This window comes from Pseudomonas sp. 5Vm1k (assembly GCF_056161485.1).
This window is the reverse complement of the sequence record NZ_JBSPCZ010000035.1, coordinates 15,871-40,589: the sequence shown is the minus strand read 5'-3', so window position 1 is coordinate 40,589 and position 24,719 is coordinate 15,871. Positions and strand designations below refer to the sequence as shown.

Here is a 24,719-nt window from a genome sequence, read left to right as displayed (position 1 = left end):
CTTGCTCGCGAAGAGGCCATGTCAGTCAACATCGATGTTGAATGTGCCGACGCCTTCGCGAGCAAGCCCGCTCCCACAGTGGGTTTTGTGGTGTGGTTTAGAGGGTGAAGTCGCCTTCAGCCGCCAGTTCGCTCAGCGGACGGCGCGGGCTTGGCTCTTCGCGGGCTTGCAGGTATTCCGCCAGCGTTGCCTTGTCGCCCAATTTGCCGACGGCAACGGCCGCGTGCAGCGCATAACCTTCGGGAATGTTCAGCTCCTTGCGGGTCAGTTCCTGGTCAAAACCGGCCATGCCGTGGGTGTGCCAGCCGCTGATGCTCGCTTGCAGCGCCAGGTGGCCCCAGGCCGAACCGGTGTCGAAGGTGTGCCATAGCGCCGGGGTTTCTTCGGTAGCGCCCGGCACGGCGAAGGTGGTTTTCGAAATCACGATCACCAGCGCCGAGGCGTGTTGCGCCCAGCCACGGTTGAACTCATTCAGCAGACCCAGGAAACGCTCCCAGTTCGGCGTGTCGCGACGCGCGTACAGAAACCGCCAAGGCTGCGAGTTGTACGCCGACGGCGCCCAGCGCGCGGCTTCGAAGAAGCTCAGCAGGGTTTCTTCCGGGATGCTTTCGCCGGTGAAGGCCCGTGGCGACCAGCGATCGGTGAACTGTGGGTGAATGGCATATTCGGCAACGCGTGGATTGGCACTCATGCAAAGGTTCCTTGCTACGTTTGGGTCAGGGAGTCGAAATAAAAACCAGCGGCCACAGTTGAGCTGAGCGATGAGGTTTTTCGAGCCGTGGCAGTTCACCGGAATGCAACGCGGTTGCGCGTTAATGGCCTTCAGGTTTGGCTCGTTGCGACTGGCAAAGCTACTTCGTGGCGCCAAAACTGACAAGTGAAGTTCTACCGACAGTCGCCAGCGCTTGGCCCCCAAGGCCTTGGGCACTAGACTGGCGGCCTTTTCACCACCTGATGTTGATGCTTGAGCCATGGCCGCCAAAGTCGAACCGTTCTGGATACGCAAAACCCTCGATCAACTCGATCCGCAGGAATGGGAATCGCTGTGCGACGGCTGTGGCCTGTGCTGCCTGCAAAAGCTCGAAGATGAAGAAGACAACAGCGTCTACTACACGCGCATTGCCTGCAAACTGCTGGACCTGAAAACCTGCCAGTGCACCGATTACCCGAACCGTCGCGATTTCGTACCGGACTGCATCCAGCTCACGCCGGGCAAGGCCGAAGAGTTCCAGTGGCTGCCGCCGACCTGCGGTTATCGGCTGGTCAGCGAGGGCAAGGACCTGCCACTGTGGCATCACTTGGTGTGCGGCGACCGCGATGCGGTGCACCACGAACGCATTTCCCAATCCGGGCGCATGCTCGCTGAAGGCAGCGTGCCGGAAGACGATTGGGAAGATCACCTGATTTTCCGGGCTGGCTGAATGCCCACTGCTTTTGTGGCGAGGGAGCTTGCTCCCGCTTGAGTGCGCAGCACTCACCAAATAGGCTTAATGACTAAAAACTGGGGCCGCTAAGCAGCCCAGCGCGAGCAAGCTCGCTCGCCACATAAGGAGTGTGTATGGCTGGGGGATTACGGCTGGCGTTGGCCGTCGGGGCGTTGGCCCTGAGTTCGTCGGTGTGGGCGGCGAAGAAGGTCGATCTGGATTACCACGTGCGCCTGTTGCCACAAAGCGATCAGGCTGAAGTGCGCCTGACCTTGGCCCAGGGCTCGGCGGTGCGCAGCCTCGACTTTGACCTGGGCGACGGCAGCCACTACAGCGACTTCAAGGCCGACGGCCAATGGCAGCTTACGCCGGGTAAAACCGCCCGTGGGGTCTGGCACCCAGCCGCCGACAAGGCCAGCCTGACCTACCGCGTGCGCATCAGTCACGGGCGCAAGAACGGCAGCTTCGACACGCGCATGACGCCAAACTGGGCGTTGATGCGCGGCGACGATCTGGTGCCGGCGGCCAAGCTCGATCAGCAGGACGGCATCGAACTGGTGTCACGTTTGGAATTCGAATTGCCCAACGGCTGGAAAAGCGTCGAAACCGCCTGGCCGCGCATCGGCAAGAACACGTTTCGCATCAACAACGTCTCGCGGCTGTTCGACCGGCCGACCGGCTGGATGCTCGCCGGCCACCTCGGCAGCCGCCGCACACGGTTGGGGGAAACCGAAGTCACCGTCGCCTCGCCGCTGGGGCAGGGCATGCATCGCATGGACGTGCTGACGCTGCTGACTTTTGTCTGGCCGCAAGTCCAGACCGTATTCCCACGCCATCCGAGCAAACTGTTGATCGTCGGCGCCAACGACCCGATGTGGCGCGGTAGCCTGGCGGCGCGGGAATCGATCTACCTCAACAGCCGTTTGCCACTGGTCAGCGAAAGCGGCACCAGTGTGCTGGTGCGCGAGCTCGTTCAGGTCTTTGGCCGGGTCAACGACAAACAGCACAGTGACTGGATCAGCGAAGGTCTGGCCGAGTACTACGCCATTGAGCTGGTGCGCCGCGCGGGTGGCATGAGCGATGAGCGCTACGAGAGTTTGCAGAAGAAGTTGGCCAAGGACAGCCAGAAAGTGACGACATTGCGTGGTTCGCAGGTCAACCCGGCGCAGATTGCCAAGGCAGTGTTGCTGCTACAGGAGCTGGATCAGGAGATTCGAATCAAGACCCGCAATAAGCGGTCGCTGGATGATGTGCAGCGCGGGGCGATGCATTTGGAAAGTGTCGACACCAAGGAGTTTGTTCAGCTTGCCGAAAGCGTGATTGGTGAGTCCTCCAAAGTCCTCGATACCGAGCTATTGCAGTAAAAATCAAAAGATCGCAGCCTTCGGCAGCTCCTACAGGTGTACGCAAAACCCTGTGTAGGAGCTGCCGAAGGCTGCGATCTTTTGCTCTTATGCTTTAGGCGATTTCAACGAATCATTCCCGGTAACGGTCGCCGTCTTGGTCGCCGCTTCCGCAGCCGCCTTCAACTGATTCAGCTCTTCACCCGCGCGCTGAATCTTCGCCCGCACGTTGTTCATGTCCTGACGGCTCTTCTCCAGCAGGCTTTTCACCGAGCTGTGCCCGGTAATGCCGCGGGCCAGGGCCACGCCGCCGATTGCCACTTGAATCAGGCCAAACACACCGCCGCGACGCAGGCCCTTGCCGACCATCACCACGCCGCCAGCCAGGGAACCGATGCGTTCCCAGCCCTCGACGTTCTGCTCGTGGTGCGTCTGGAACGGGGTGGATTCGATGCGCTCTACGCGTTTGAGTTCGCTCATGATCTGTCTCCAGGCAGGGAAGGATAGTAAAGCTGACTGCCGAAGCGGGCCGCTTGTTCCATCGGATGTGCGGCGATTCAGCGGAATTTCGGCCCCGAGCGAGTGTTCAGCCCCTTGGCCATGCGGTCGTACAGCACGACGTTGACGGTGGCGGCCAGGTTCATGCAACCGGTGGTCGGGATGTAGACCACGTCTTCGCACCAGTCGCGGATCTCTTTATCCAGCGAACCGTCTTCCGGGCCGAAGATGTAGAGCGCGCGATCCGGGTGGGTGTATTCCGGCAGCGAACGGGCGCCTTCCACCAGCTCCACGGCGACCGGCACGCAACCCAGCGGCAGGATTTTTTTCAGGTCGTCGATGCCGATCAGCGGGATGTCGTAGTGCACGCGCTTGGTGTCGGTGACGAAGTCGGCGGCGCGATCATAGCGCTTGCCGGTGTAGAACACCGACGCCACGCCATAACAGCCAGCGGCGCGCATCACCGAGCCGACATTCTCCGGTGATTTGGGGTTATACAAACCAATGCAGCTGTACCGTTTGTCTGCCACGAGCGGGGTGCCTTCGGGAAAAAGAGGGCGATTATACGGGGATTGCCACAGGGTGGTCAGTTTGTAGATTGATGGTGCCAGTGCGGCCGTCATCGCGAGCAAGCTCGCTCCCACAGGGAAACGCGATCAACTGTGGGAGCGGGCTTGCTCGCGAAAGCGGTGGGTCATTCAACAACGATGTCGACTGGCACGGCCTCTTCGCGAGCAAGCCCGCTCCCACAGGAGATCTCGGGTGTTCACAAATACTGAGTTAGACGCAAAACCCCTGTGGGAGCGAGCTTGCTCGCGATAGGGCCTGCACAGCCAGCATCAATCTTCGCTGCTGCTCCAACCCCCACCCAACGCCACCACCAACCCGACACTCGCCTGCAACTGCCGCGTCTGCAAACTCTGCAACCGCCGCTGTGCCTGCAGCGCCGAGGTCTGTGCGGTCACCACATCCAGATAATTCACCGCCCCGGCTTCATAGCTGTTCATCGCCAGCGTCTGCGTGTGCTGCGCGGCATCGACAGCCGCCTGCTCATCCTCCGCCTCCCGTTGCAGATCGCGCAGTTGCCCGAGGTTGTCCTCTACCTCCCGCACCGCCCGCAGCACCTGACTGCGGTAATGCGCGGCGGCTTCTTCGAATTCGGCCTTGGCCTGGCGTTCGTTGGCGTCGAGGCGGCCGCCGTCGAAGATCGGCAGGTTGACCAGCGGCCCCAGTGCCCAATAGCGATTGCCGGCGGCCAATAGATTGCCGCTGCCAGCGGTTTGCCCGCCGAGCAGGCCAGTCAGGCTGAAATCCGGGTACCACGCGGCGCGGGCGACGCCGATGTTGGCGTTGGCGGCAAACACCCGGCGTTCGGCGGCCGAGATGTCCGGGCGGCGTTGCAACAGTGTGCTGGGCAGTGCGCCGGGGACTGAGGGCAACGCCAATGGTTGATCGCTGGCCTGGAGCCGGAAAACACTCGCCGGCTCACCCACCAGTTCCCCCATCGCATGCTCCGCCAGATCCCGCTGTGCCCGCACATCGTCCAGTTGTGCCCGGGCCTCGGCCAGTTGGCTTTGCGCGCGGGTCAGGTCCAGTTCCGAAGCGATGGCGCCTTCATAGCGGTCGCGGGTCAGTTGCAGCGCCTGGGTGTAATCATCGAGGGAGCTGGTGAGGATTTTGTTCTGCGCATCCAACCCATTGAGCTGGATATACAGCATCGCGAGTTGCTGTTGCAGGCTCAACCGCGCCGCCGCCAAGTCGTCCGCCGAAGCCTCAGCCTGGGCATCTCCCGCCGCCACCTGATTACGAATCCTCCCCCACAAATCGAGGTCGAAGTTCAGCGCAAATCCAGCGGTATTACTGTTGTACACCGACGGCTGATTGCTGCCGCGCAACGGTTTGCCGTCCGACTGACGTTGGCGCAACGGCTGGGCGCTGGCGGTGATTTGCGGGAACAACCCGGCATGCAATTGACCGGAATACGCCTGCGCCGCATCAAAGTGCGCGAGGGCGGCGGCCAGGTCCGGGTTGGCCTTGAGCAATTGCTGTTGCAGGTCGTTCAGGCGCGAGTCCTGATAAATCTGCCACCAGTCCGGACCCGATTCCTGGGCCTTGGCCAAGTGCCACGGACCATCGCTGGTCTGCTCGCGATACTGCGCCGGCAAGTCGATGTCCGGCGCCTTGTACGCCGGCGCCATTGAACATCCCTGCAACGCCAGCGCCATGATCAGCAGCTCAAGCCTTGGGCGCATGCACACCTCCGGCGTCGGCCAGTTGCACGGTATCGCCTTCACGCAGGGCATCCGGCGGGTTATCGACGACCCGGTCCGCTGGCTTCAAACCCTGATCGATGACCAGCCGCTCGCCCAGATCCAGACCGATATGAATGTCGCGCAAGTGCACGTGGTTATCCGGATCAAGCACCGCTACCTGCGTGCCTTGAGCGCGGAAGATCAGCGAACTCGCAGGAATGCTCACGCCATGGGTGTCTGCCGGAATCTGCAAAGTCGCCTCGGCATAGTCGCCGGGCAATAACGCGCCATCCGGGTTATCCGCAACAAACTGCGCGAGCAAGGTGCCGGAGCGTCGGTCAACTGCCGTGGAATCCCCGATCAACCGCGCACTGAAATGCTGGCCAGGATGTTCCGGCACGATCAGTTCGGCCTGCATGCCGGGGCGAATCACACTGGCGTAGTTCTGCGGCACCGGCACGTACAAGCGCAGTTGGTGGGTGTCGGCGATGTCGAACAGCTCCGGGTCGCTGTCGTTATCAGCCTTGATCAACTGGCCGATGTCGGTGTTGCGCGCGGTGATGGTCCCGGCGAACGGTGCGCGAATGGTCTTGTAATCCTCCAGCGCCGAGAGCCGCGCGTAATCGGCGGCGGCCGCATCGGCGTTAGCCTTGGCGGCGGCAGCGTTGGAGCGTTTTTCATCGGCTTCCTGACGCGACACAGAATGGCTCGCCAACAGGTTTTGCCAACGGCTCGCCGTGGTCTCGGCCAGACGTGCGTTGGCCTGTTCCTGGATCAATCGTGCGTGGGTTTGCGCGACTTGTTGATCAAGGTCCGGGCTGTCGATCTCGGCGAGAGTCTGCCCGGCCTTCACGTGGACGCCGATGTCGGTTTTCCAGTCCTTCAGATAACCGCTGACCCGCGCATGAATCGGCGCCTTGCTCCACGCTTCCAGATGCGCTGGCAAACGCAGGCTGTCGCCGTGCACGTTCTGTTGCGGCTGGAACACGCTGACCAGTGGCATGGCGGCGGTTTCGGTCCAGGCTGCCACGGCTTTCTCGTGGCGAGTGCGGGCGGCCAGACCGTTGGCCACCAGCAACGCGGCCAGGGTCAGGCCGCCGACCCCCACCCACATCAGGCGTTTGCGCGACGGTTTTTGATCAGGCGACATGAGAGCTTTCTCCAACAACTGTACGAGATGATTGGCGTCCGTGAACCAGGCTGAACACCACCGGGACGAACAGCAAAGTGGCGGTGGTGGCGAGGATCAGCCCGCCGATCACAGCGCGGCCCAGTGGCGCGTTCTGTTCTTCGGACAGGGCCAGCGGCAGCATGCCGATGATCATCGCCAGGGCGGTCATGCACACCGGGCGAAAACGCGTGTAGCCACCTTCGAGTGCAGCCTTGAGTGCATCGCCGTGTTCGGCCAGGCGTTCACGACAGAAACTCACCACCAGAATCGAGTTGGCCGTGGCCACGCCCATGCACAGGATCGCCCCGGTCAGGGCCGGCACCGACAGCGAGGTGCCGCTGAGAAACAGCATCCAGACAATCCCGGCCAGCGCGGCGGGCAGGGCGGTGATGATCACGAACGGATCGACCCATGACTGGAAATTGACCACGATCAGCAAGTAGATCAGCACCACCGCGCCGAGCAGGCCGAAGCTCAACCCGCTGAAGGCTTCGTGCAGCGCATCGATCTGCCCGTGCAGGCTGATCACCGCGCCTTTGGGCCGCATTGAGGCGGTGTCATCCAGCACTTTTTGAATGTCCTTGGCCACGCCGCCGAGGTCGCGGCCCTGCACGTTGGCGTACACATCCAGGGTCGGCATGATGTTGTAGTGGCTGACCACCGCCGGGCTCTGCACCCGGGAAATGCTCGCCAGGCCACCAAGGATTTGCGATTGCCCGTCACTGCCGGTCACCGGCAAGGCTTCCAGGGATGGCAGGCTGTCGAGGCGATATTGCGGCGTGGCGGCGACTACGCCATAGGACACGCCATTGGCCGGGTTGAGCCAGAAGGTCGGCGCGGTCTGCGAGCTGCCGGCCAGGGACGCGACCATGCTGTTGGTCACGTCGCGCTCGGTGATGCCCAGGCCGTTGGCGCGCAGGCGATCAACGTTGACCTGCAACGACGGATAACCGGTGGACTGCTGGATGCGCAGGTCAGCGACCCCGGCCACATGTTGCAGGCGTCGCTCCAGTTCCACCGCGTAAGCACGGTTGGCCACATCGTTAGGCCCGGAGATTTTCACGTCCAGCGGTGCCGGTGCGCCGAAGTTGAGGATCTGGCTGCTGATGTCCGCCGGCAGAAACGCAAAGTGGCTGCCGGGAAAGCTTTCAGGCAAGGCTTCGCGCAGGCGTTTGACGTAATCGGCGGTTGGGCTGTGATCGGCCTTGAGGCTGACCTGGATGTCACCGTCCTGCGGACCGATGGTGCCGCTGTTGCTGTAGGCCATGTCGATGCCGCTCAGCGGAATGCCGATGTTGTCGACGATGGTGTCCAGCTGTTCCGCCGGAATGATCTCGCGAATCCGCGCTTCGATGCGGTCGAACGCCGCCGCGCTTTCTTCGATCCGCGTGCCCAGTGGCAAGCGCACATGCAGCGACAATGCGCCGGCGTCGGTGGCTGGGAAGAAGTCCTCGCCCAGACTCGGCAGCAGCGCAAAAGAGGCGAGCACACACGCCAGGAACCCGAGCAGGAAACGCTTGCGATACTCCAGCGCCAATTCCAGCAAACCGAAGTAGGTGTCCCGCAGATTGGAGAAATGTCGCTCGAATCCCTGCTGGAAATTCAGCACCCGTTGCAGCAAAGGATGGTGGGTTTTGCGGTGTTGTTCGCCCTCGTGGTGGTTGATGAATTCATCTTCCGGGTGATGCCCCGGACCTTGTTCCGGCCGATGAGGTTTGAGCAAAAACATCGCCAACGTCGGCACCAACGTGCGCGACAGAATGAAGGAGCTGGCCATGGCGAAAATCACCGCCAGCGCCATCGGCCGGAACAGGTAACCGGCGATGCCCTGCAACAGGAACATCGGCACGAACACGATGCAGATGCACAGCAGCGAAACGAAGGCCGGGCCGACGATTTGTTTCGCGCCGTCGAGGATTGCGGTCTTCACCGCTTTGCCTTGCTCCAGGTGCCAGTTGATGTTTTCGATGGTCACCGTGGCATCGTCCACCAGAATCCCCACGGCCAACGCCAGCCCGCCGAGGGTCATCACGTTGAGGGTCTGGCCACTGGCCGCGAGCAGAGCGATGGCCGACAACACTGCCAGCGGAATCGACGCGGCGATGATCAGCGTCGAACGCCAGCTGCCGAGAAACAGCAGGATCATCGCGCTGGTCAGCAACGCGGCGATGATGCCTTCCTTGGCCACGCTGCCCACCGACTGTTTGACGAACACCGAGGCGTCCCCCAGCAGCGAGGTTTTCAGCGATGGCGGCAGGGTTTCGTTGATGCGCGGCAGCATCTGGCGAATGCCGTCGATGATCGACAGTGTGGAAATATTGCCGTTCTTCAGCGCCGGCATCAGCACGGCGCGGCGGCCGTCGACCCGTACGATATTGGTCTGCGGGGGTGAGCCGTCGCGCACGTGAGCGACTTGGCCGATGGTGATCAGCGCGCCGTCGACGGTTTTGATCGGCAGATCGTTGAGCTCGTCGATGGCTTTCGGGCTGTTGTTCAGCAGCACCGTGTACTCGTTGGGGCCGAGCTTGGCGGTGCCCACCGGGATGATCTGGTTTTGCGCCGCCAGTGAGTTGCCGACGTCCTGCGCCGACAGGCCTTTGGCGGCCAACGCCTGTGGGTCGAGGTCGAGGGTGATCTGCCGTTGTTTGCCGCCCATCGGCGTCGGGATCGCCAGCCCCGGCACCGAGGTCAGCGGCAGGCGGATGTTGTTCTGCACCAGGTCGCGGATCTTCGCTTCCGACAGCGTCGGGCTGGAGAACGCCATCTGCAAAATCGGCACGGTCGAGGCGCTGTAGTTGAGGATCAGTGGCGGCGTGATGCCCGGTGGCATTTGCTTAAGCACCGTCTGCGACACCGCCGTGACTTGGGCGTTGGCGGTGCGGATGTCGACGCCGGGCTGGAAGAAAATCTTGACGATGCCCATGCCTGGCAGCGATTGCGACTCGATGTGTTCGATGTCGTTGACCGTGGTGCTCAGGGAGCGCTCATAGGTGTAAATCACCCGCCCGGCCATGTCCTGCGGCGCCAGGCCGTTGTACTGCCAGACCACCGCGATCACCGGAATACCGATGTCGGGAAACACATCGGTTGGTGTACGCAGGGCCGCCATGGGCCCGATGATGCAGATGAAAATTGCCAGCACGATAAACGTGTAGGGCTTGAGCAGTGCAGTCTTTACCAGCCCGAGCATGCCGTAAACCTCCGAGGTCTTGAAGTGCAATTGCCCGGCAGTCTTGCGGTTGCTACTTAAAGATTTGCCTTCACGGGAATGAAGAAATTTTTAAGCATTTGCTGAAAAACCTTTCATGGGTCTTCATTTGTCCGCAGCGCTCTAGCCCGCCACTCTTCACCTCAAGCCGAGCGCCCACCGTCACACCTGACGGCGGCCTCGGCGTCCATTTTGCGAGGTGTTTTTCAATGACATTCAAACCCCTGTTAATGCTTCCGGGCCTGGGCCTGGTGTGTCTGTTGTCGGCCTGTGCCGGGCCGGTGCCCAAGGCTGATCCGAGCGAAGCCTGGATTGGTCTGCAACAACCGGGGAACACCAATGTGCTGGCGGAAAAACTCGATGGCCAACGCGTCGATGACGGGCGCTATTTCGAGGTCACGCCCGGCGTTCATCGACTGCAGGTGACGCTGATTCGAGGTACCGATGGCAACTCGGCCGAACCCATTTGCATGGGCCGGCTGGACTACAGCCACTTCCAGGCGGGTGAGCGCTACCACATGAATACGACCAGCGAGGGCCTGTCGGCCAGTGCCAGTCTGGTGGACTCCCATGGCAAGCAGGTCGCGCAGAGCGACAGCTTTCAGTGCTCGTAATACGGGTGTGAAAAAGACTGTGGGAGCGAGCCTGCTCGCGAAAGCGGTGGGTCAGTCGACACTGACGTCAACTGACACGGCCTCTTCGCGAGCAGGCTCGCTCCCACAGGGACCTGTAGTGTTTTGAAGTTTTTTTTAGGAAGGAAGGACATTCCAATGACACTTAAACATCTGCTGTTGATTCCCGGCTTGAGCGTGGTCTGTCTGTTGTCCGCCTGTGCCGGCCCGATGCCCAAACCTGACCCGGGGATGGCCTGGATCGGGCTTCAGGAAGAGGCGCCCAATGACATGCTGGCCGAACGGGTGGATGGCAAGCGCATCGATGACGGACGCTTTTTTGAAGTGGCCCCCGGCGCCCATGACCTGGCGGTGACGCTGTTTGAGATGCCGAGTGGTGATTCGAACCAGGAGGATTGCGAAGGCAAGGTCAGTTATAAGCAGTTCAAGGCCGGCGAACACTACCGACTGGTGGAATCGAGCCTGGGGGAGGCCGTCAGCGCGCGGCTTGAGGATTCACACGGTAAAGAGTTGGCGCAGACCGGCGACTTCCAGTGCATGCCCGGCTAAACACCCAGTTCAAAATCAAGTACATAACTGTGGCGAGGGAGCTTGCTCCCGTTGGACTGCGCAGCAGTCCTGTTTTTAAAAAAGGGGGCCGCTCCGCAGCCCAGCGGGAGCAAGCTCCCTCGCCACAGGTTCGGTGAAACGCCTTTATAGCGGTTCGGCAATCACATAGCCCGACCCGCGCATGGTGCGGATCAACGGCGGTAAACCGGGAGGGTCGATCTTCTTGCGCAACCGGCCGATGTGCACATCAATCAGGTTGGTGCCGGGATCGAAGTGATAACCCCAGACCTCTTCGAAAATCATCATCCGCGACAGAATCTGTCCCGGATTGCGCATCATGAATTCCAGCAGTTTGTATTCGGTGGGCAGCAGGCTCAGCGGCTGATTCGCACGATTGGCTTCGTGGCTGATCAGGTCAAGCTCCAGGTCGGCAATGCGCAGGGTAGTTTCGAAGGTCTTGGCCGGGCTTTTTCGCCGTAGCAGCACTTCGACGCGTGCAGCCATTTCGTCGGTGGCGAACGGTTTGGCCAGGTAATCATCGCCCCCAGCGCGCAGGCCGCGCACGCGTTCATCGACGTCGGAGAGGGCGCTGATCATCAGGATCGGCGTGGCCACGCCAATGGCGCGCAGCGTCGTGACAATCGCCAGGCCATCAAGCTCGGGGAGCATGCGGTCGAGGGTGATCAGGTCGTAATTACCACTGACCGCGCTCACCAGGCCTTCGCGGCCATTGCTCACCCAATCCACTTCGAAACCGTGGCTTTGCAGCTCGGTGACGATTTCCTTGGCGGTCACGGCATCGTCTTCGATGGTCAAGATTCGGGACATGTCGGTTACCTGTTCAGAGTTCCGGATGTCGCGATTTTGCCAATAAATGCTTATCAACTTTCTGATGAAAGTTTCATGTGCGGTACAAAGAAAATGCGCTATACCGCACGGCGCTTTTTCATGGGCGACCTCAATCCCCTGTGGGAGCGGGCTTGCTCGCGAAGGCGGTGGGTCAGTCGACATTAATGTTGCCTGACACGGCCCCTTCGCGAGCAAGCCCGCTCCCACAGGTTTTGCATTCGGCCTGGGATTACTTGGTTGCAGGCAGCATCGCTTTCAGCTTGTCCATCATCGAGCTGGCCGCATTGGTGATCTTGTTGCTCTCCGGGTCTTTGCTCCCCGAGCCGCTGGTGTCTACACCCGCGAGGATTTCCGCAAGGTTGTTGAAGTGCCCGTCTTTCTTTTTACCCCCGGCGACTGCATCGCCCTTGCCGTACTGAGTCAACGCGTCCTGCAAGGTCTGGTGCTGGGATAACCATTCGGGCTTGGTTTTTTCCTCGGGGCTCATGTTGTCGAGGAAATTCAGCGCGGCCTTGGCGCGACCGATCGGGTCATTGGCGAACGGGTCTTTCCAGTTTTTCTTTTGATCTTCGGGGCCGCTGTAGTGACCCGACGCCAACCGTGCCTGCTGTTGCATCAGCGCTTTGGCCGCTTCCTGCTCATCGTTCGAGAACTTGCCGCCTTCATTGGTGGCCACGGCGTTCAGCGAACGGCGATCCAGGTCGCCCATCAACGCATTCTTGTCTTCAACGCTGGCGCTGTAAGGCTTTTCGCCGGTCTTCATCTGCGCGTACTTGTCGTCCATGCGTTTGCGCGCATCCACGGCCACCTCCGCGAAGGTCTTGTCCTTGGAACTGGACACCGCGCCAGGTTGGGTAACGCCCAGCACCAGGGCGTCTGCGTTCATGCCCGCACGGACCGGAAAGTACGGCGTGTTGTTGCCGATCGAACCGCTGTAGTCGGTGGATTTTTTCGACAGGCTGACCGCGTCATCGGTTTTGGCGTCTTTGGCCGCCTGCTCGGTGGCGCTGGTTTTAGCCCTGGCCTGGGCAGCCGCGCCGTAAGCCAGCATGGCGGGGCTGTTGAAGGTTGAGGTGACGTTCATCGTTCACTGCCTTGAGTGTATTGATGCTGATACATCGCAAGAACAGTGCCAGCGGGGCGGAGGGCAGTTTGATGGCGAGCTTGTAGCGGTTTTGACATGTTTGTAATGGGCAAGCATTGCCGGTAGCGGCAAGTTGTCGCCGCCGTATTGCCGCTGGAAACTCAAAACAACTGTGGGAGCGAGCTTGCTCGCGATCGCGGCTTATCAGACAACAATGATGTCGACTGGCACGCCCTCATCGCGAGCAAGCTCGCTCCCACAGGGATTGGTGTCAGTCTTCTTCTTTTTTCATCAGCCCAGCCAGCGCAGCGAACGGGTTATGGGTGGCCTTGGCGACTTTCGGCGTGCTGAGGGAGCCTTCGCTGAAGTACTGCTGATCGGTATAGCGCGAGTGTTCGTTGTCGTGGCAATACAGGCACAACAGTTCCCAGTTCGAGCCGTCCTGCGGGTTGTTGTCGTGGTTATGGTCGCGGTGGTGCACGGTCAGTTCGCTCAGGCGCTTGCCGGAGAATTCACGGGCGCAGCGGCCGCACACGTGCGGGTACATCTTCAGGGCCTTGTCGCGGTAACCCATTTCCTTGTCGCGCTGGTTGTCGGCGAGGATGCGATCCAGCTTCGAGGTATTGGTCGGGGTGGACGAACTCATGGGTTCACCTTTGTAAAAAGACTAATGACGGTTATGAACTCAGTTTAGCTCAGCCCTTGAGCTTCTCGGCAATCCAGATGGTGTGGCGTGTGCCTTTGTTGCCGTGGGCGAAGACCTGGACTTCCTCGGCCTTGAAACCGGCCTTTTTCAACTTGTCGGAAAACTGCTTGTCAGCGCTGGCCGACCACACCGCCAGCACGCCTTTTGGCCGCAGGGCCTTGGCGCAGGCGCTCAGGCCGCCGGACGAGTAGAGCCAGCTGTTGGCCCGTTGGGTCAGGCCTTCGGGACCATTGTCGACGTCGAGCATGATCGCGTCGAAGCCCTGAGGTTCGGCTTGCAGCACTTTGGCCACGTCCTCCATGCGGATCACGGTGCGTGGGTCGAGCAACGGGTTGCCGGCCTTTTCGCCCAATGGGCCACGATTCCATTCGACCACGCCGGGCACCAGTTCGGCGACCACTACTTCAGCGGTCTTGCCCAGGTGCTTGAGGGCGGAGGCGAGGGTGAAGCCCATGCCCAAACCGCCGATCAAGACGCGGGAGTTCGGCCGGCCGGCGACCTTGCGGCACGGGATCTCGGCCAGGGCGTCTTCGGAACCGTGCATGCGGGTGTTCATCAATTGCCCGCCGTCGCCCCCCTGGATCTTGATGACGAAATCCTCACCGTATTCGAACAGGCACAGGGCACCGCCGTTTTCAGGGATGGGGGCGGTGTCGAGCAGAACGAAACGTTTCATGGGAGGCTCTTGAGCAGAAATTGGCATAAGGCAAACGGACGCCGTTGGGAGTAGCCTGCAAGCAGACAACAAGGCCAACGGAGCCATTGATGAAGCGCACCATTCTAACGGTCATTGCCTTGGCCGCGCTCTCGATAACTGCAGTGCAGGCCCAGGAGCAGCAAACCATACCCACCAGCCCTGCGCCGATGTCCGGCTCGCCCGGTACCGCGACCCCCACGCCGTACTCGCAGATTACCCCTACCAGCGTGCCCAGAACCGGGCCTGGCAGTGGCGGGCCGCCACTCGTACCGATTGAAATGCCCAGCCCGCCGTCCAAGGACCAGCCGTTGCCGGGCCTTGAGCCGAACAGCACGAAAATCAAATCGCCGGGCGGGTAGTGTCCTGTCTCACAAATACGTTTCTCTTTTGACGAGTGGCTGTTGTCGTCAGGCAACGCAGCATGACGGCAACAGACGCCGTCAAAAAGGAACAGTATTTGCGAGACGGGACACTTACACCTGCTGCGAAAGCAGTTGCCCGTCGGCCATGCGCAGGCGCTTGGAGAGCGAGACGGCGAGGGCGCGGATGATCTTGGCGGCAATTTTCGGTGCGTCGTTGAGCATCTTTTCCAGCGAGTCCTTGCCCAGGTTGAGTAACTGGCAATTGCTCGCGGCCACACAACTGGCCGAGCGCCGCTCGCCGTCGAGCACGGCCATCTCGCCGAACGCCCGACCGCTGCGCAGGGTGGCCATGATCACCGTTTGCCCGTCGCTGTTGGTCTTTTGCACCGAGACCTGGCCGGTGTGGATGATGCACATGAAGCTACCGGCATCGCCCTCATGGAAAATCTCTTCGCCCTGGGCGATGGTGCTGATGCTGAAATAACCGGAAGCAGCGGCGAAGTCGGCGGGCAGCAATTGATCGAACAGGCCGCAGTCCATCAGCCAGTCGCGAATTTCGTTGTTCAGTAAGGTCGGTTCTGACATGTCGTCACGGTCTTTTTTGTTTTTTGCTGATTGATGCTCATCCCCCTGTAGGAGCGAGGCTTGCCCGCGAAGGCGGTGTGTCAGCCAACATTGATGTTGGATCTTATGCCTCTTCGCGGGCAAGCCTCGCTCCTACAAGGGTAGGTCGGCGTACGAATTAAGACCCGTACGCCGGGCCAAGTTCCTCAGGCGATGCCCAAAACCTTGAAAACAAATGCGTATTCGAGGGCTACGTCACGTAATCCCTGATAGCGCCCGCTCATCCCGCCATGCCCGGCGCCCAATTCGGTCTTGAGCAGCAGGGGATTGTCGTCGGTTTTGGTCGCACGCAATTTCGCCACCCACTTGGCCGCTTCCCAGTACTGCACGCGACTGTCGTTGTAGCCGGCGATTACCAGGGTCGCCGGATACGCCTGGGCGGAGACGTTTTCGTAAGGGGCGTAGGCCTTGATCCGATCATAGACGTCCGGCTCTTCAGGATTGCCCCATTCGTCGTATTCGGTGACGGTCAGCGGCAAGTCCGGGTCGAGCATGGTGTTGAGCACGTCGACGAACGGCACCTCGGCAATCGCCGCCGCGAACAGCTCCGGGCGCTGGTTCAGTACTGCGCCGATCAGCAAACCACCGGCGCTACCGCCGCTGATCGCCAATTGCTGCGGGGTGGTGAAACCGTTGGCGATCAAATGCTCGGCGCAGGCGATGAAGTCGCTGAAAGTGTTGTGCTTGTGTTCCTGCTTGCCTGCGCGGTACCAGGCTTCCCCCAGTTCACCGCCGCCGCGCACGTGCGCGATGGCAAACGCCACACCGCGATCCAGCAAGCTCAGGCGGGCGTGGGAGAACCACGGGTCGAGGCTTTCGCCGTAGGCGCCGTAGCCGTAGAGATACAACGGCGTCGGCTTGCCGAGCGCTTCGCGTTTGACCACCAGGCTGATCGGCACTTGCGTACCGTCCGGCGCGGTCGCCCACAGGCGCTGGCTGACGTAGGCATCGGCGTCGAACGGGCCGAGCACAGGCGTTTCCTTGAGGACTTTCTGCTCGCCCGTGGCCAGTTCCAGCTGACGAACCTGCGCTGGACGGTTCAACGCTTCGTAGCGCAGGCGAATCCTGTCGCTGACAAACTCAAGGCTGTTTTGCACATGCAGGCTGTAGGCCGCGTCCGGCAGTTGCACGCGATAAGGTGCCAGGTCTTGTGGGCGAACCTCAATGATCGGCAAGCCACCTTCGCGCAGGCTCAGGGTCACGGCTTCGACGTTCAGGCTCAGGCCTTCGATCATCACGGTGTCGCTGTGGGGGATCAGGTTTTGCCAGTCGGCCTGGGTCGGCGCCACGCCGGTATCGAGCGCGGTGTACAGCGCAAAGTTGATGCCGTCGCGGTTGGTGCGAATGAACCAGGTCCATTGGCCGTCGAGTGCGCCGTGGTCGACGTCGTATTCGTGGTCTTCGACCCGGGGCGCCAGGCAGGTAAAGGCCTGGTGCGGCTCGAAGGCATCAAGCACCCAGACTTCGCTGGTGGTCTTGCTGCCCAGGGACAGCAGCAATTGCTGTTCGGAGCTTGAACGGTAGCAATGCAGGAAGAACCGGCCGTCCGGCTCGTGGAACACTTCTTCGGCCGCCGTGCCGTCCAGTCGGTAGCGCATCAGCTTGTGCGGGCGATGGGTGTCGTCCAGTTCACCAAAGAACAGCGTCAGGCTGTCATTGGCCCAGGTCATGCTGCCGTCGCAGTCCTCGAACTCCAGTTCGCTGACACGGCCGTTGGACAATTCCTTCACGAACAGCGTGTAAATCTCATCGCCCGTGGTGTCGAGACTGTAGGCCAGACGCTGATGGTCCGGGCTGATGCTGAACGCACCGAGGGAGAAGAAGCCGCCGTTGGCCAGTTCGTTCGGGTCCAGCAGCAGTTGTTCCCGACCCTCGTCGATGAGCAGGCTGTCATCGGCCGGGCGCGGGCAGCGGTAGTGACGGGCGTATTCGTCACCGGCCGTGGTGCGGGTGTAATACAGGTACGGCCCCCATGGCGAGGGCAGGGACAGGTCGGTTTCGAGAATCCGGCCCTTGATCTCTTCGAACAGGGTTTCGCGTAACCCGGCCTGATCGGCGGTTTGCGCCTCTTGATAGCTGTTTTCAGCCTTCAGGTAGTCGAGCACCGCGTCGGTGTCGCGCTCCTGAAGCCAGGCATATGGGTCAACCCCTTCGGCCTTGCGGGCAATCGGGGCGCTGGTGACATTGGCGGATAAGGGCATGAAGGGCTCTCGGACGATGTACGGAATAGGGGTTTCGCAGGTCTTGATGCCGCTGCAGATCCCTGTGGGAACGGCCTGTGGCGAGGGGGCTTGCCCCCGTTCGGCTGCGAAGCAGTCGTAAAACCATTGCATGCGATGTATCTGGTGTACCGCGATCTCAGGTTTTGGGGCCGCTTCGCGACCCAACGGGGGCAAGCCCCCTCGCCACACAAGCCCGCTCCCACAGGTTCTGTGTCTTGACCGACTGGCATTGGGACAAGCCGGACAGGCGAAAAGTCGTTACTATAAGCGCCTCTTTGCCTGCCTTGCCATGGACACCATGACCGAGAACGACTATCTGATCGCTTGGGGCCTCTACGCCTTTGCCGCTTTAGGCTGCCTGTTGGTGTGGATGCGCTTGACCCGCTGGATGTGGCGCTACCTGCGTGAGCCACTGCGGCTGCTGATGGCGGTGTTGCTGTTCAGCCCGACCATCATCGACCCGGTGAAGGACAAAGTCGCCCCGGCCATCGCCATTACCGCCCTGGACCTGGCGTTCAAGGTGGGCAACAACGCCTGGCGGGCGATTTCCGATCTGTTCATGTACGGCATGATCGTTTTCGGCCTGTACCTCATTCTGGTGCTGATCCGCTGGCCCATCGAGCGCGCAGCCAACGCCCGCAAGGAACAGGCGGCCGACGCCAAAGCCGCGATCAAGCCTGACGACTATGAAGACGATCAACCGTTCGGCGTGGCTGGCGATGATCGTTATGGCCGTCCACCGATCCCGAACAACCCTCAGCGTTCGCGCATCGAACCGCGTTTGTAACTTTGCCCCAGCATTGAAGCGAGAGTCCGAGCATGTGTGAGTTATTGGGCATGAGCGCCAATGTCCCGACCGATATCGTGTTCAGCTTCACCGGGCTGATGCAGCGCGGCGGGCGTACCGGGCCGCACCGTGACGGTTGGGGCATCGCCTTCTACGAAGGCCGTGGCCTGCGCTTGTTCCAGGACCCGGCGGCGAGTTGCGAGTCGGAAGTGGCGAACCTGGTGCAGCGCTACCCGATCAAGAGCGAAGTGGTGATCGGGCATATCCGCCAGGCCAATGTCGGCAAGGTCTGCCTGTCCAACACTCATCCGTTCGTGCGTGAGTTGTGGGGGCGCAACTGGTGCTTCGCCCACAATGGGCAGCTAGCGGACTTTCAACCGATCAAGAGTTTCTACCGCCCGGTCGGCGATACCGACAGCGAAGCGGCGTTCTGTGATTTGCTCAACCGCGTGCGCGCGGCGTTCCCAGAACCGGTAGAAATTGAAGAACTGCTGCCGGACCTGGTGGCCGCCTGCGCCGAATACCGCAGCAAAGGCGTGTTCAACTGCCTGCTCAGCGATGGCGACTGGCTGTTCTGCTATTGCTCGACCAAGCTGGCGCAGATCACCCGCCGCGCCCCGTTCGGCCCGGCGCGCTTGAAGGACGTCGATGTGATCGTCGACTTCCAGGCCGAAACCACGCCCAACGATGTGGTCACGGTGATCGCTACCGAACCCTTGACCGAAAACGAAACCTGGACCCGCTACGAACCGGGCCAATGGAGCCTCTGGCGACGCGGTGAATGCGTCAGTCAGGGCAAGACCGAATAAGGACTTACCCCCATGTTGCTCAGTTATTTACGGCTGGTGTTGTTTGCGGCGGGCCTGTTGATCGGTGTCCAGGTGCCGGGGTTCATCAGCGATTACGCCAAGCGGGTCGAAGCGCACATGATTGAAGCGCAGACCGGTTTGAGTGGTTTTCAGGGCACCGCCAATGAGTTCTTCAAGGGCGATATGCAGGCGTTGGTCGCACACTACCGCGCCAGCGAAGACCCGATCTTTCGCAGTGATGCCGACAGCCTGAGCACTTTGCTCACCCGTCAGTTGGCCCTCGATAAGCAATACCAGGCGATGCAAGGCCCGTGGTATATCCGCTTCCTGCAAGTGGCACTGGCCGCTGACCCGGATATTCGCAAGGAAACCTGGAACGGCTACAGCTACCAGATTTTGCTGACCCCGGAAGCGATGATCTGGGGCATGAGTGGCGCGTTGTTGCTGTCGTTCGGCATTGAATGCCTGTTCCGGCTGATCGACTGGGTAGTACTGGGCGGCAAACGCCTGCGCCAGAGCCGGCCGATTGAAGATCGGGATGTGCGGGGTCTTTGATCCGCCAAAGATCGCAGCCTCGTTTCACTCGACAGCTCCTACAGGGGAATGCAAAACCCTTGTAGGAGCTGTGTAGGAGCTGTCGAGTGAAACGAGGCTGCGATCTTTTGATCTTTGATCGTTCCCACGCAGAGCGTAGGAACGATCAATGAGCTAAAACGATGTAACCCTCACCCACCTTCCGCGCATACCCCTCCAGCACCTGCTGGCACAACGTCACAATCTCCTCGACCCATTCCACCCCGATCCGCCACGACACCACTACCTGCAAATTCGGTGGCCGCTGGTCGATGGCCAGCAAGGTCAATTCCCCCCGCGCCAACTCTTCAGCCACCAACACCGGCGGCAATGCGCCGATGCCAAAGCCGTCCCGCAGCAGCCGGGTAATCGCCGACACCGAATTCACGCAGTTCAAGCGCGGCGCCAACACGCCGTTGGCCTGCATCAGCGCCAGAACGTCCTGGTGCGGATGGGAGTTTTTCGAGTAGGTGATGATCCGCTCGCGGGCCAGATCGGCCACGCCTGAGTACTCGCGGTTGTAGATGGAGTTGCTGGCGACGATCCAGCCCATCGGGTGGCTGGCCAGTTCCAGGCTGCGCACGCTTTCCTGGCGCAACAGGTCGGTTTGCAGGATCAGATCGAGAAAGCCTTTTTGCAGCTGATCGCAGAGGTTCAGCGAGGTATCGGCCACCAGCTCGATTTCCACCAGCGGATAGTGATCCATCATCTGCGCCACCAACGGGCTGAGCCAGGTGTGAATCACCGTGTCCATCACGCCGATGCGCACCCGCCCGACCTTGCTCGAGCGGGTCTCGATCGACTGCTTGAGCGCCTGCATGGTGTCCATCATTTGCTCGGCGTATTCGAGCACTTTCAGGCCTTCGGGCGTCAGGCTCACGCCCCGGGAATCGCGCAGGAACAGCTTCACCCCGAGCTCGCTTTCGAGCACCGCGATGCGGCTGGAAATCGACGCCTGGGTGGTGAAGAGCTTGTCCGCGGTCAGGCGAAAACTCTTGAGTCGGGCGACCCAGACAAAGGTCTCGAGGAACTTCAAATTCATAGGATCTGCTCGGGGATAAAGAATTCTTATGTCTAGGGCGGGTTTTTATTAGTTGGACGCCGCAGGCCCGGGCGCCCAAAAATCAGGTCATCCGGTTCCCACGATAGGCGTCGTCGGGGCTCAGAACAATACCAATAAAATATGTACGGAGACTTGCCATGAGCGCGCCCGACACCCTCGACATCCCCAAGGCTACGACTCGCCCGGGACCTTTCGACTGGTATCGCAACATCAACAAACAGGAACGCCGCACGTTCTGGAGCTGCAAGATCGGCTATGGCCTGGACGGCATGGACACCCAGATGCTCAGCTTCGTGGTGCCGACCCTGATTGCCATGTGGGGCATTACCACCGGTGAAGCGGGGCTGATTCACACCAGCACCCTGATCGCCTCGGCCATCGGCGGCTGGGTGGCGGGGATTCTCTCCGACCGCATTGGCCGTGTGCGCACTTTGCAACTGACCGTGCTGTGGTTTGCCTTCTTCACCTTCCTCTGCGGCTTCGCGCAAAACTACGAACAACTGCTGATCAGCCGCACCTTGATGGGTTTCGGTTTCGGCGGTGAGTGGACGGCCGGCGCGGTGTTGATGGGCGAAGTGATTCGCGCCAAGGACCGCGGCAAAGCGGTGGGCATGGTGCAATCGGGCTGGGCGCTGGGTTGGGGGCTGACAGCGATTCTGTATGCGCTGCTGTTCTCGGTGTTGCCGCCGGAAGACGCCTGGCGTGCGCTGTTTATCCTCGGCATCGTCCCGGCGATTTTCGTGATCTTCGTCCGTCGGCTGGTCAAGGACCCGGAAATCTATCGCGAAGCAAAAGCCAAGCAAACACCGAGTAACCCGGCGAAGTTCTACGAGATCTTTGCTCCGGGCATCCTCTTCACCACGATTCGCGCTTCGGTGCTGACCACCGGCGCGCTCGGCGGTTACTACGCAATTACCTCGTGGCTGCCGACATTTCTGAAAAACGAGCGCGGTTTGAGCGTCCTCAATACCAGTGGTTATCTGGCGATGGTGATCGTCGGTTCCTACATCGGCTACGTCATCAGCGCCTATCTGACCGACATCCTCGGCCGCAAAAAGAACTTCATCCTGTTCGCCGTCGGCTCGTTCACCATCGTTTTGCTCTACACCCAATTGCCGGTCAGCAACGCGGTGATGTTGTGGCTGGGCTTCCCGCTGGGCTTCTTTGCCTCGGGGATTTTCAGTGGCATGGGCGCATTCCTGACTGAGTTGTTCCCAACGCGGATTCGTGGTTCGGGGCAGGGGTTTTGCTACAACATCGGTCGGGCGTTGGCGGCGATGTTTCCGCTGTTGATCGGTTTGCTTAGCCAGAAAGTGCCACTGAGCGTAGGCATCGGGGCGTTTGCGGCAGTGTCCTACGGGGTGGTGATCCTCGCGGCATTGAGCCTGCCGGAAACCCGTGGCAAGCAACTGGACGCCGAGTAACTGATAATCTGCTGCGCATCTATCCGGCAGTAAAAAAAGAATATGCCTACAGGAGTGTTCACCGTGAGCCGCCTGCTATTGAACTGCGACATCGGCGAGAGCTTCGGCAACTGGACCATGGGTCTGGATGCCGAGGTCATGCCCTTCATTGATTGCGCCAACATCGCCTGCGGTTTCCATGCCGGCGACCCGAGCATCATGCGCAAGACCGTCAGACTGGCCCTGAGCCACGGCGTACAGATCGGCGCGCACCCGGCCTATCAGGACCTGGTCGGCTTCGGCCGGCGTTCCATGGCCTACACCGCCCAGGAACTGCAAGACATCCTGCATTACCAGATCGGCGCCCTCGACGGTATCTGCCGGGCCCAGGGCGGCAAAGTCAGCTATGTCAAACCCCACGGCGCGATGTACAACGACATGATGGCCAACCCGGCGCAATTACGTGCGGTGATCCAGGCCGTGGCGGCTTACGACCGTACGTTGCCGCTGATGCTGATGGCCACCCGCGACAACCGCGCTGCGCAGCAATTGGGCGATGAATACGGCGTGACGCTGTGGTTCGAAGCCTTCGCCGACCGCGCCTACGACAGCGCCGGGATGCTGGTCTCACGGCAGTTGCCGGGAGCGGTGCATCACGATCCCGAGAAAATCATCGAACAAGCGCTGACCATTGCCCGAGGCGATAACCTCACGGCCAGCGATGGCAGCGCCTTGCATTTACAGGCCAACACTTTGTGCGTGCACGGTGACAACGCCAGTTCGGTGGCCGCTGTGCAGCGTATCCGCGAGGCCTTGAATCAGCAGAGTGCGTCATGAAACCAAGGGTAGAAGTGGTCGCGCTGGACTGCCTGATGGTGCGTCTGTTCGATGAAATTGCCGAAGCCAACATGCCGTGGATGCTCGCGGCCAGTGAAAGTCTGCGCGCCGCGTTTGCCGGGCATTTGATCGACCTGGTGCCGTCTTACACGACATTGATGGTGCATTACGACCTGACCGCGCTGAGTCCGGCCCAGGCTCGGGAGTTGATTGCTGAAGCGTTGATCGATCTGTCGCCCAACGCCAGCACAACGGGCAAATGCCATGTGTTGCCGGTCTGGTATGACTTGAGTGTCGGCCCGGAATTGAGCCTGTTGTCGCAACGCAGTGGGTTGTCGATGGACGAGGTGATTCGTCGTCACAGCGAGCGCGAGTATCAGGTGTTCGCGTTGGGCTTCGCGCCGGGATTTGCTTTCATGGGGCTGGTAGAAGAAATCCTCGCCGCGCCGCGTCTGAACACGCCGCGTAAGAAAGTGGCAGCGGGGAGTGTGGGAATTGCCGAGCGGCAAACTGCGGCTTACCCGGTGGTGTCCCCCGGTGGCTGGAACCTGATCGGCCGCACGCCAGCCAAACTGTTTGACCGCGAGCGCGACGGCTACAGCCTGATGCAACCCGGCGACACTGTGCGTTTCGAAGCTGTCAGCCAAGCCGAGTTCATCAACCTGGGCGGTGACGACACGCCACTGGAGGCCCAGGCATGAGCCGACTGAGAATTGAAGCGAGTACGCCGCTGTGCCTGTTGCAGGACGCGGGACGATTCGGCGTGCGGCACTTGGGCGTGACCCAGGGTGGCGGGCTGGATTGGCGCTCGATGTCGTGGGCCAATTGGCTGCTGGGCAATGGGCTGGATGCGCCGGTGATCGAAATAACCCTCGGTGGGTTCAGCGTGCTGGCCGAAGAGGATTGCGTGCTGGCGCTGGCTGGGGCGGACCTGGGCGCACAAGTGAATGGCGAAGCATTGGCGCCGTGGCGCAGCTTCCGGCTGCACAAAGGCCAGCGGTTGCAGTTCACCCAGCCGTTGCTGGGGGCGCGGGCTTATCTCGCCGCGCCGGGCGGGTTTGATGCGCCGAAGGTGTTGGGCAGCAGCGCGACGGTGGTCCGTGAGGAACTTGGCGGGCTCGATGGCATGGGTCGGCCGTTGGCCAAGGATGCGCAGCTGAGCTATTCGGGCAGTGACTTGATATTGCTGCGGGAGTTGCCGCAAGGGCTCGTCCCGGATTTCAAACTTGATGCACCACTGGACCTGGTGCTCGGTGCGCAGATCGGCGCGTTCAGCGGGCAAAGCCTGTTCGATGCGTTCAATAGCGTCTGGACCCTCGACAGTCGCGCTGACCGCATGGGCATTCGTCTGCTGGGCACGTCTTTGGAATACCAGGGCAAGCCGATGATTTCCGAAGGCATCCCGCTGGGCGCGGTGCAGGTGCCTCCGGACGGGCAGCCGATTGTGTTGCTCAATGACCGGCAGACTATTGGCGGTTATCCGCGATTGGGGGCGTTGACGCCGTTGGCACTGGCGCGGCTGGCGCAGTGTTTGCCGGGGGCGAAGGTAAGGTTGCGGCCGGTGGTGCAGGACGTGGCGCATCGGGAGCAGGTCGGGTATTTGCAGCAGTTTTAATGTGGCGAGGG

General features: G+C 61.0%; 25 protein-coding genes. 12 read left to right on the top strand and 13 right to left on the bottom strand.

The annotated features are described in order from the left end of the window. Positions 1-97: 97 nt before the first annotated feature. Complete coding sequence (locus ACWIKB_RS33210) at positions 98-691, bottom strand: nitroreductase family protein (protein ID WP_403017925.1); 594 nt, start codon at positions 689-691, stop codon at positions 98-100. A 280-nt stretch (positions 692-971) separates the two neighbouring features. Here ACWIKB_RS33210 and ACWIKB_RS33205 point away from each other — a divergent pair, with 280 nt between their 5' ends. Both ACWIKB_RS33205 and ACWIKB_RS33200 read left to right on the top strand, forming a co-directional pair. After that, a complete protein-coding gene (locus tag ACWIKB_RS33205) occupies positions 972-1,421 on the top strand; it encodes a YcgN family cysteine cluster protein (protein ID WP_475271639.1) in 450 nt (149 codons plus the stop codon). A 137-nt stretch (positions 1,422-1,558) separates the two neighbouring features. After that, the gene (locus ACWIKB_RS33200) at positions 1,559-2,788 is read left to right on the top strand and encodes a hypothetical protein (RefSeq protein ID WP_475271638.1); all 1,230 of its coding nucleotides are present in this window, start codon (positions 1,559-1,561) and stop codon (positions 2,786-2,788) included. Between the two features lie 87 nt (positions 2,789-2,875). Here ACWIKB_RS33200 and ACWIKB_RS33195 read toward each other — a convergent pair whose 3' ends face one another. From ACWIKB_RS33195 to ACWIKB_RS33175, 5 genes are all read right to left on the bottom strand, one after another. Beyond that, positions 2,876-3,247, bottom strand: coding sequence for a YgaP family membrane protein (locus ACWIKB_RS33195; RefSeq protein ID WP_475271637.1), 372 nt, complete (start codon positions 3,245-3,247; stop codon positions 2,876-2,878). A 77-nt stretch (positions 3,248-3,324) separates the two neighbouring features. Beyond that, entirely contained in the window at positions 3,325-3,795 is a 471-nt protein-coding gene (locus ACWIKB_RS33190) for an RNA methyltransferase (RefSeq protein WP_054055178.1), read from the bottom strand. Between the two features lie 309 nt (positions 3,796-4,104). Further along, a complete protein-coding gene (locus tag ACWIKB_RS33185; RefSeq protein ID WP_475271636.1) occupies positions 4,105-5,517 on the bottom strand; it encodes an efflux transporter outer membrane subunit in 1,413 nt (470 codons plus the stop codon). Beyond that, a complete protein-coding gene (locus ACWIKB_RS33180; RefSeq protein ID WP_475271635.1) occupies positions 5,501-6,667 on the bottom strand; it encodes an efflux RND transporter periplasmic adaptor subunit in 1,167 nt (388 codons plus the stop codon). The genes ACWIKB_RS33185 and ACWIKB_RS33180 overlap by 17 nt, the downstream gene beginning before the upstream one ends. Beyond that, a complete protein-coding gene (locus tag ACWIKB_RS33175) occupies positions 6,657-9,878 on the bottom strand; it encodes an efflux RND transporter permease subunit (protein WP_475271634.1) in 3,222 nt (1,073 codons plus the stop codon). Before ACWIKB_RS33175 ends, ACWIKB_RS33180 begins: the two co-directional genes overlap by 11 nt. A 227-nt stretch (positions 9,879-10,105) precedes the next feature. Here ACWIKB_RS33175 and ACWIKB_RS33170 point away from each other — a divergent pair, with 227 nt between their 5' ends. Beyond that, complete coding sequence (locus ACWIKB_RS33170) at positions 10,106-10,510, top strand: PA0061/PA0062 family lipoprotein (RefSeq protein WP_475271633.1); 405 nt, start codon at positions 10,106-10,108, stop codon at positions 10,508-10,510. Between the two features lie 156 nt (positions 10,511-10,666). After that, positions 10,667-11,077: a PA0061/PA0062 family lipoprotein gene (locus tag ACWIKB_RS33165; RefSeq protein ID WP_475271632.1), complete on the top strand. Its 411-nt coding sequence runs from the start codon at positions 10,667-10,669 to the stop codon at positions 11,075-11,077. A gap of 144 nt (positions 11,078-11,221) precedes the next feature. Here ACWIKB_RS33165 and ACWIKB_RS33160 read toward each other — a convergent pair whose 3' ends face one another. The 4 genes from ACWIKB_RS33160 to ACWIKB_RS33145 all read right to left on the bottom strand — a co-directional run bounded on the left by ACWIKB_RS33160 (position 11,222) and on the right by ACWIKB_RS33145 (position 14,392). Continuing rightward, positions 11,222-11,905, bottom strand: a complete 684-nt coding sequence (locus tag ACWIKB_RS33160; protein WP_163908961.1) for a response regulator transcription factor — start codon at positions 11,903-11,905, stop codon at positions 11,222-11,224. A gap of 250 nt (positions 11,906-12,155) precedes the next feature. Beyond that, positions 12,156-13,010, bottom strand: coding sequence for a hypothetical protein (locus ACWIKB_RS33155; RefSeq protein WP_475271631.1), 855 nt, complete (start codon positions 13,008-13,010; stop codon positions 12,156-12,158). Between the two features lie 271 nt (positions 13,011-13,281). Further along, positions 13,282-13,656, bottom strand: coding sequence for a YajD family HNH nuclease (locus ACWIKB_RS33150; protein ID WP_475271630.1), 375 nt, complete (start codon positions 13,654-13,656; stop codon positions 13,282-13,284). 49 nt (positions 13,657-13,705) lie between these two features. Beyond that, positions 13,706-14,392 (bottom strand): spermidine synthase, encoded by a 687-nt coding sequence (locus tag ACWIKB_RS33145; RefSeq protein WP_123410584.1) that lies wholly within the window; start codon positions 14,390-14,392, stop codon positions 13,706-13,708. A gap of 89 nt (positions 14,393-14,481) precedes the next feature. Between ACWIKB_RS33145 and ACWIKB_RS33140 the strand changes: the two genes are divergently transcribed. Beyond that, complete coding sequence (locus tag ACWIKB_RS33140) at positions 14,482-14,772, top strand: hypothetical protein (RefSeq protein ID WP_475271629.1); 291 nt, start codon at positions 14,482-14,484, stop codon at positions 14,770-14,772. Between the two features lie 114 nt (positions 14,773-14,886). Here the strand turns inward: ACWIKB_RS33140 and ACWIKB_RS33135 are convergent, their stop codons facing one another. Both ACWIKB_RS33135 and ACWIKB_RS33130 read right to left on the bottom strand, forming a co-directional pair. Beyond that, positions 14,887-15,360 (bottom strand): cyclic nucleotide-binding domain-containing protein, encoded by a 474-nt coding sequence (locus ACWIKB_RS33135; protein WP_475271628.1) that lies wholly within the window; start codon positions 15,358-15,360, stop codon positions 14,887-14,889. Positions 15,361-15,545: 185 nt separating this feature from the next. Continuing rightward, on the bottom strand, positions 15,546-17,600 hold the full coding sequence (locus ACWIKB_RS33130) for a S9 family peptidase (RefSeq protein WP_475271627.1): 2,055 nt from the start codon (positions 17,598-17,600) through the stop codon (positions 15,546-15,548). 310 nt (positions 17,601-17,910) lie between these two features. On the opposite strand from ACWIKB_RS33130, the gene ACWIKB_RS33125 reads away from it, so the two are divergent. Genes ACWIKB_RS33125 through ACWIKB_RS33115 form a run of 3 tightly spaced genes read left to right on the top strand, consistent with a single transcriptional unit; the run spans position 17,911 to position 19,772 of the window. Next, entirely contained in the window at positions 17,911-18,408 is a 498-nt protein-coding gene (locus ACWIKB_RS33125; RefSeq protein ID WP_475271626.1) for an MFS transporter, read from the top strand. 32 nt (positions 18,409-18,440) lie between these two features. After that, positions 18,441-19,217 (top strand): class II glutamine amidotransferase, encoded by a 777-nt coding sequence (locus ACWIKB_RS33120; RefSeq protein WP_475271625.1) that lies wholly within the window; start codon positions 18,441-18,443, stop codon positions 19,215-19,217. A 12-nt stretch (positions 19,218-19,229) separates the two neighbouring features. Further along, on the top strand, positions 19,230-19,772 hold the full coding sequence (locus ACWIKB_RS33115) for a DUF2937 family protein (protein WP_475271624.1): 543 nt from the start codon (positions 19,230-19,232) through the stop codon (positions 19,770-19,772). Between the two features lie 145 nt (positions 19,773-19,917). Here ACWIKB_RS33115 and ACWIKB_RS33110 read toward each other — a convergent pair whose 3' ends face one another. Next, positions 19,918-20,832, bottom strand: coding sequence for a LysR family transcriptional regulator (locus ACWIKB_RS33110; protein WP_475271623.1), 915 nt, complete (start codon positions 20,830-20,832; stop codon positions 19,918-19,920). Positions 20,833-20,990: 158 nt separating this feature from the next. Between ACWIKB_RS33110 and ACWIKB_RS33105 the strand changes: the two genes are divergently transcribed. From ACWIKB_RS33105 to ACWIKB_RS33090, 4 genes are all read left to right on the top strand, one after another. Further along, a complete protein-coding gene (locus tag ACWIKB_RS33105) occupies positions 20,991-22,277 on the top strand; it encodes an MFS transporter (protein ID WP_475271622.1) in 1,287 nt (428 codons plus the stop codon). Positions 22,278-22,340: 63 nt separating this feature from the next. Further along, entirely contained in the window at positions 22,341-23,093 is a 753-nt protein-coding gene (locus ACWIKB_RS33100; protein WP_475271621.1) for a 5-oxoprolinase subunit PxpA, read from the top strand. After that, positions 23,090-23,794, top strand: a complete 705-nt coding sequence (gene pxpB, locus ACWIKB_RS33095; RefSeq protein WP_475271620.1) for a 5-oxoprolinase subunit PxpB — start codon at positions 23,090-23,092, stop codon at positions 23,792-23,794. The genes ACWIKB_RS33100 and pxpB overlap by 4 nt, the downstream gene beginning before the upstream one ends. Next, positions 23,791-24,708, top strand: coding sequence for a 5-oxoprolinase subunit C family protein (locus tag ACWIKB_RS33090; protein WP_475271619.1), 918 nt, complete (start codon positions 23,791-23,793; stop codon positions 24,706-24,708). The genes pxpB and ACWIKB_RS33090 overlap by 4 nt, the downstream gene beginning before the upstream one ends. Positions 24,709-24,719: the final 11 nt, after the last annotated feature.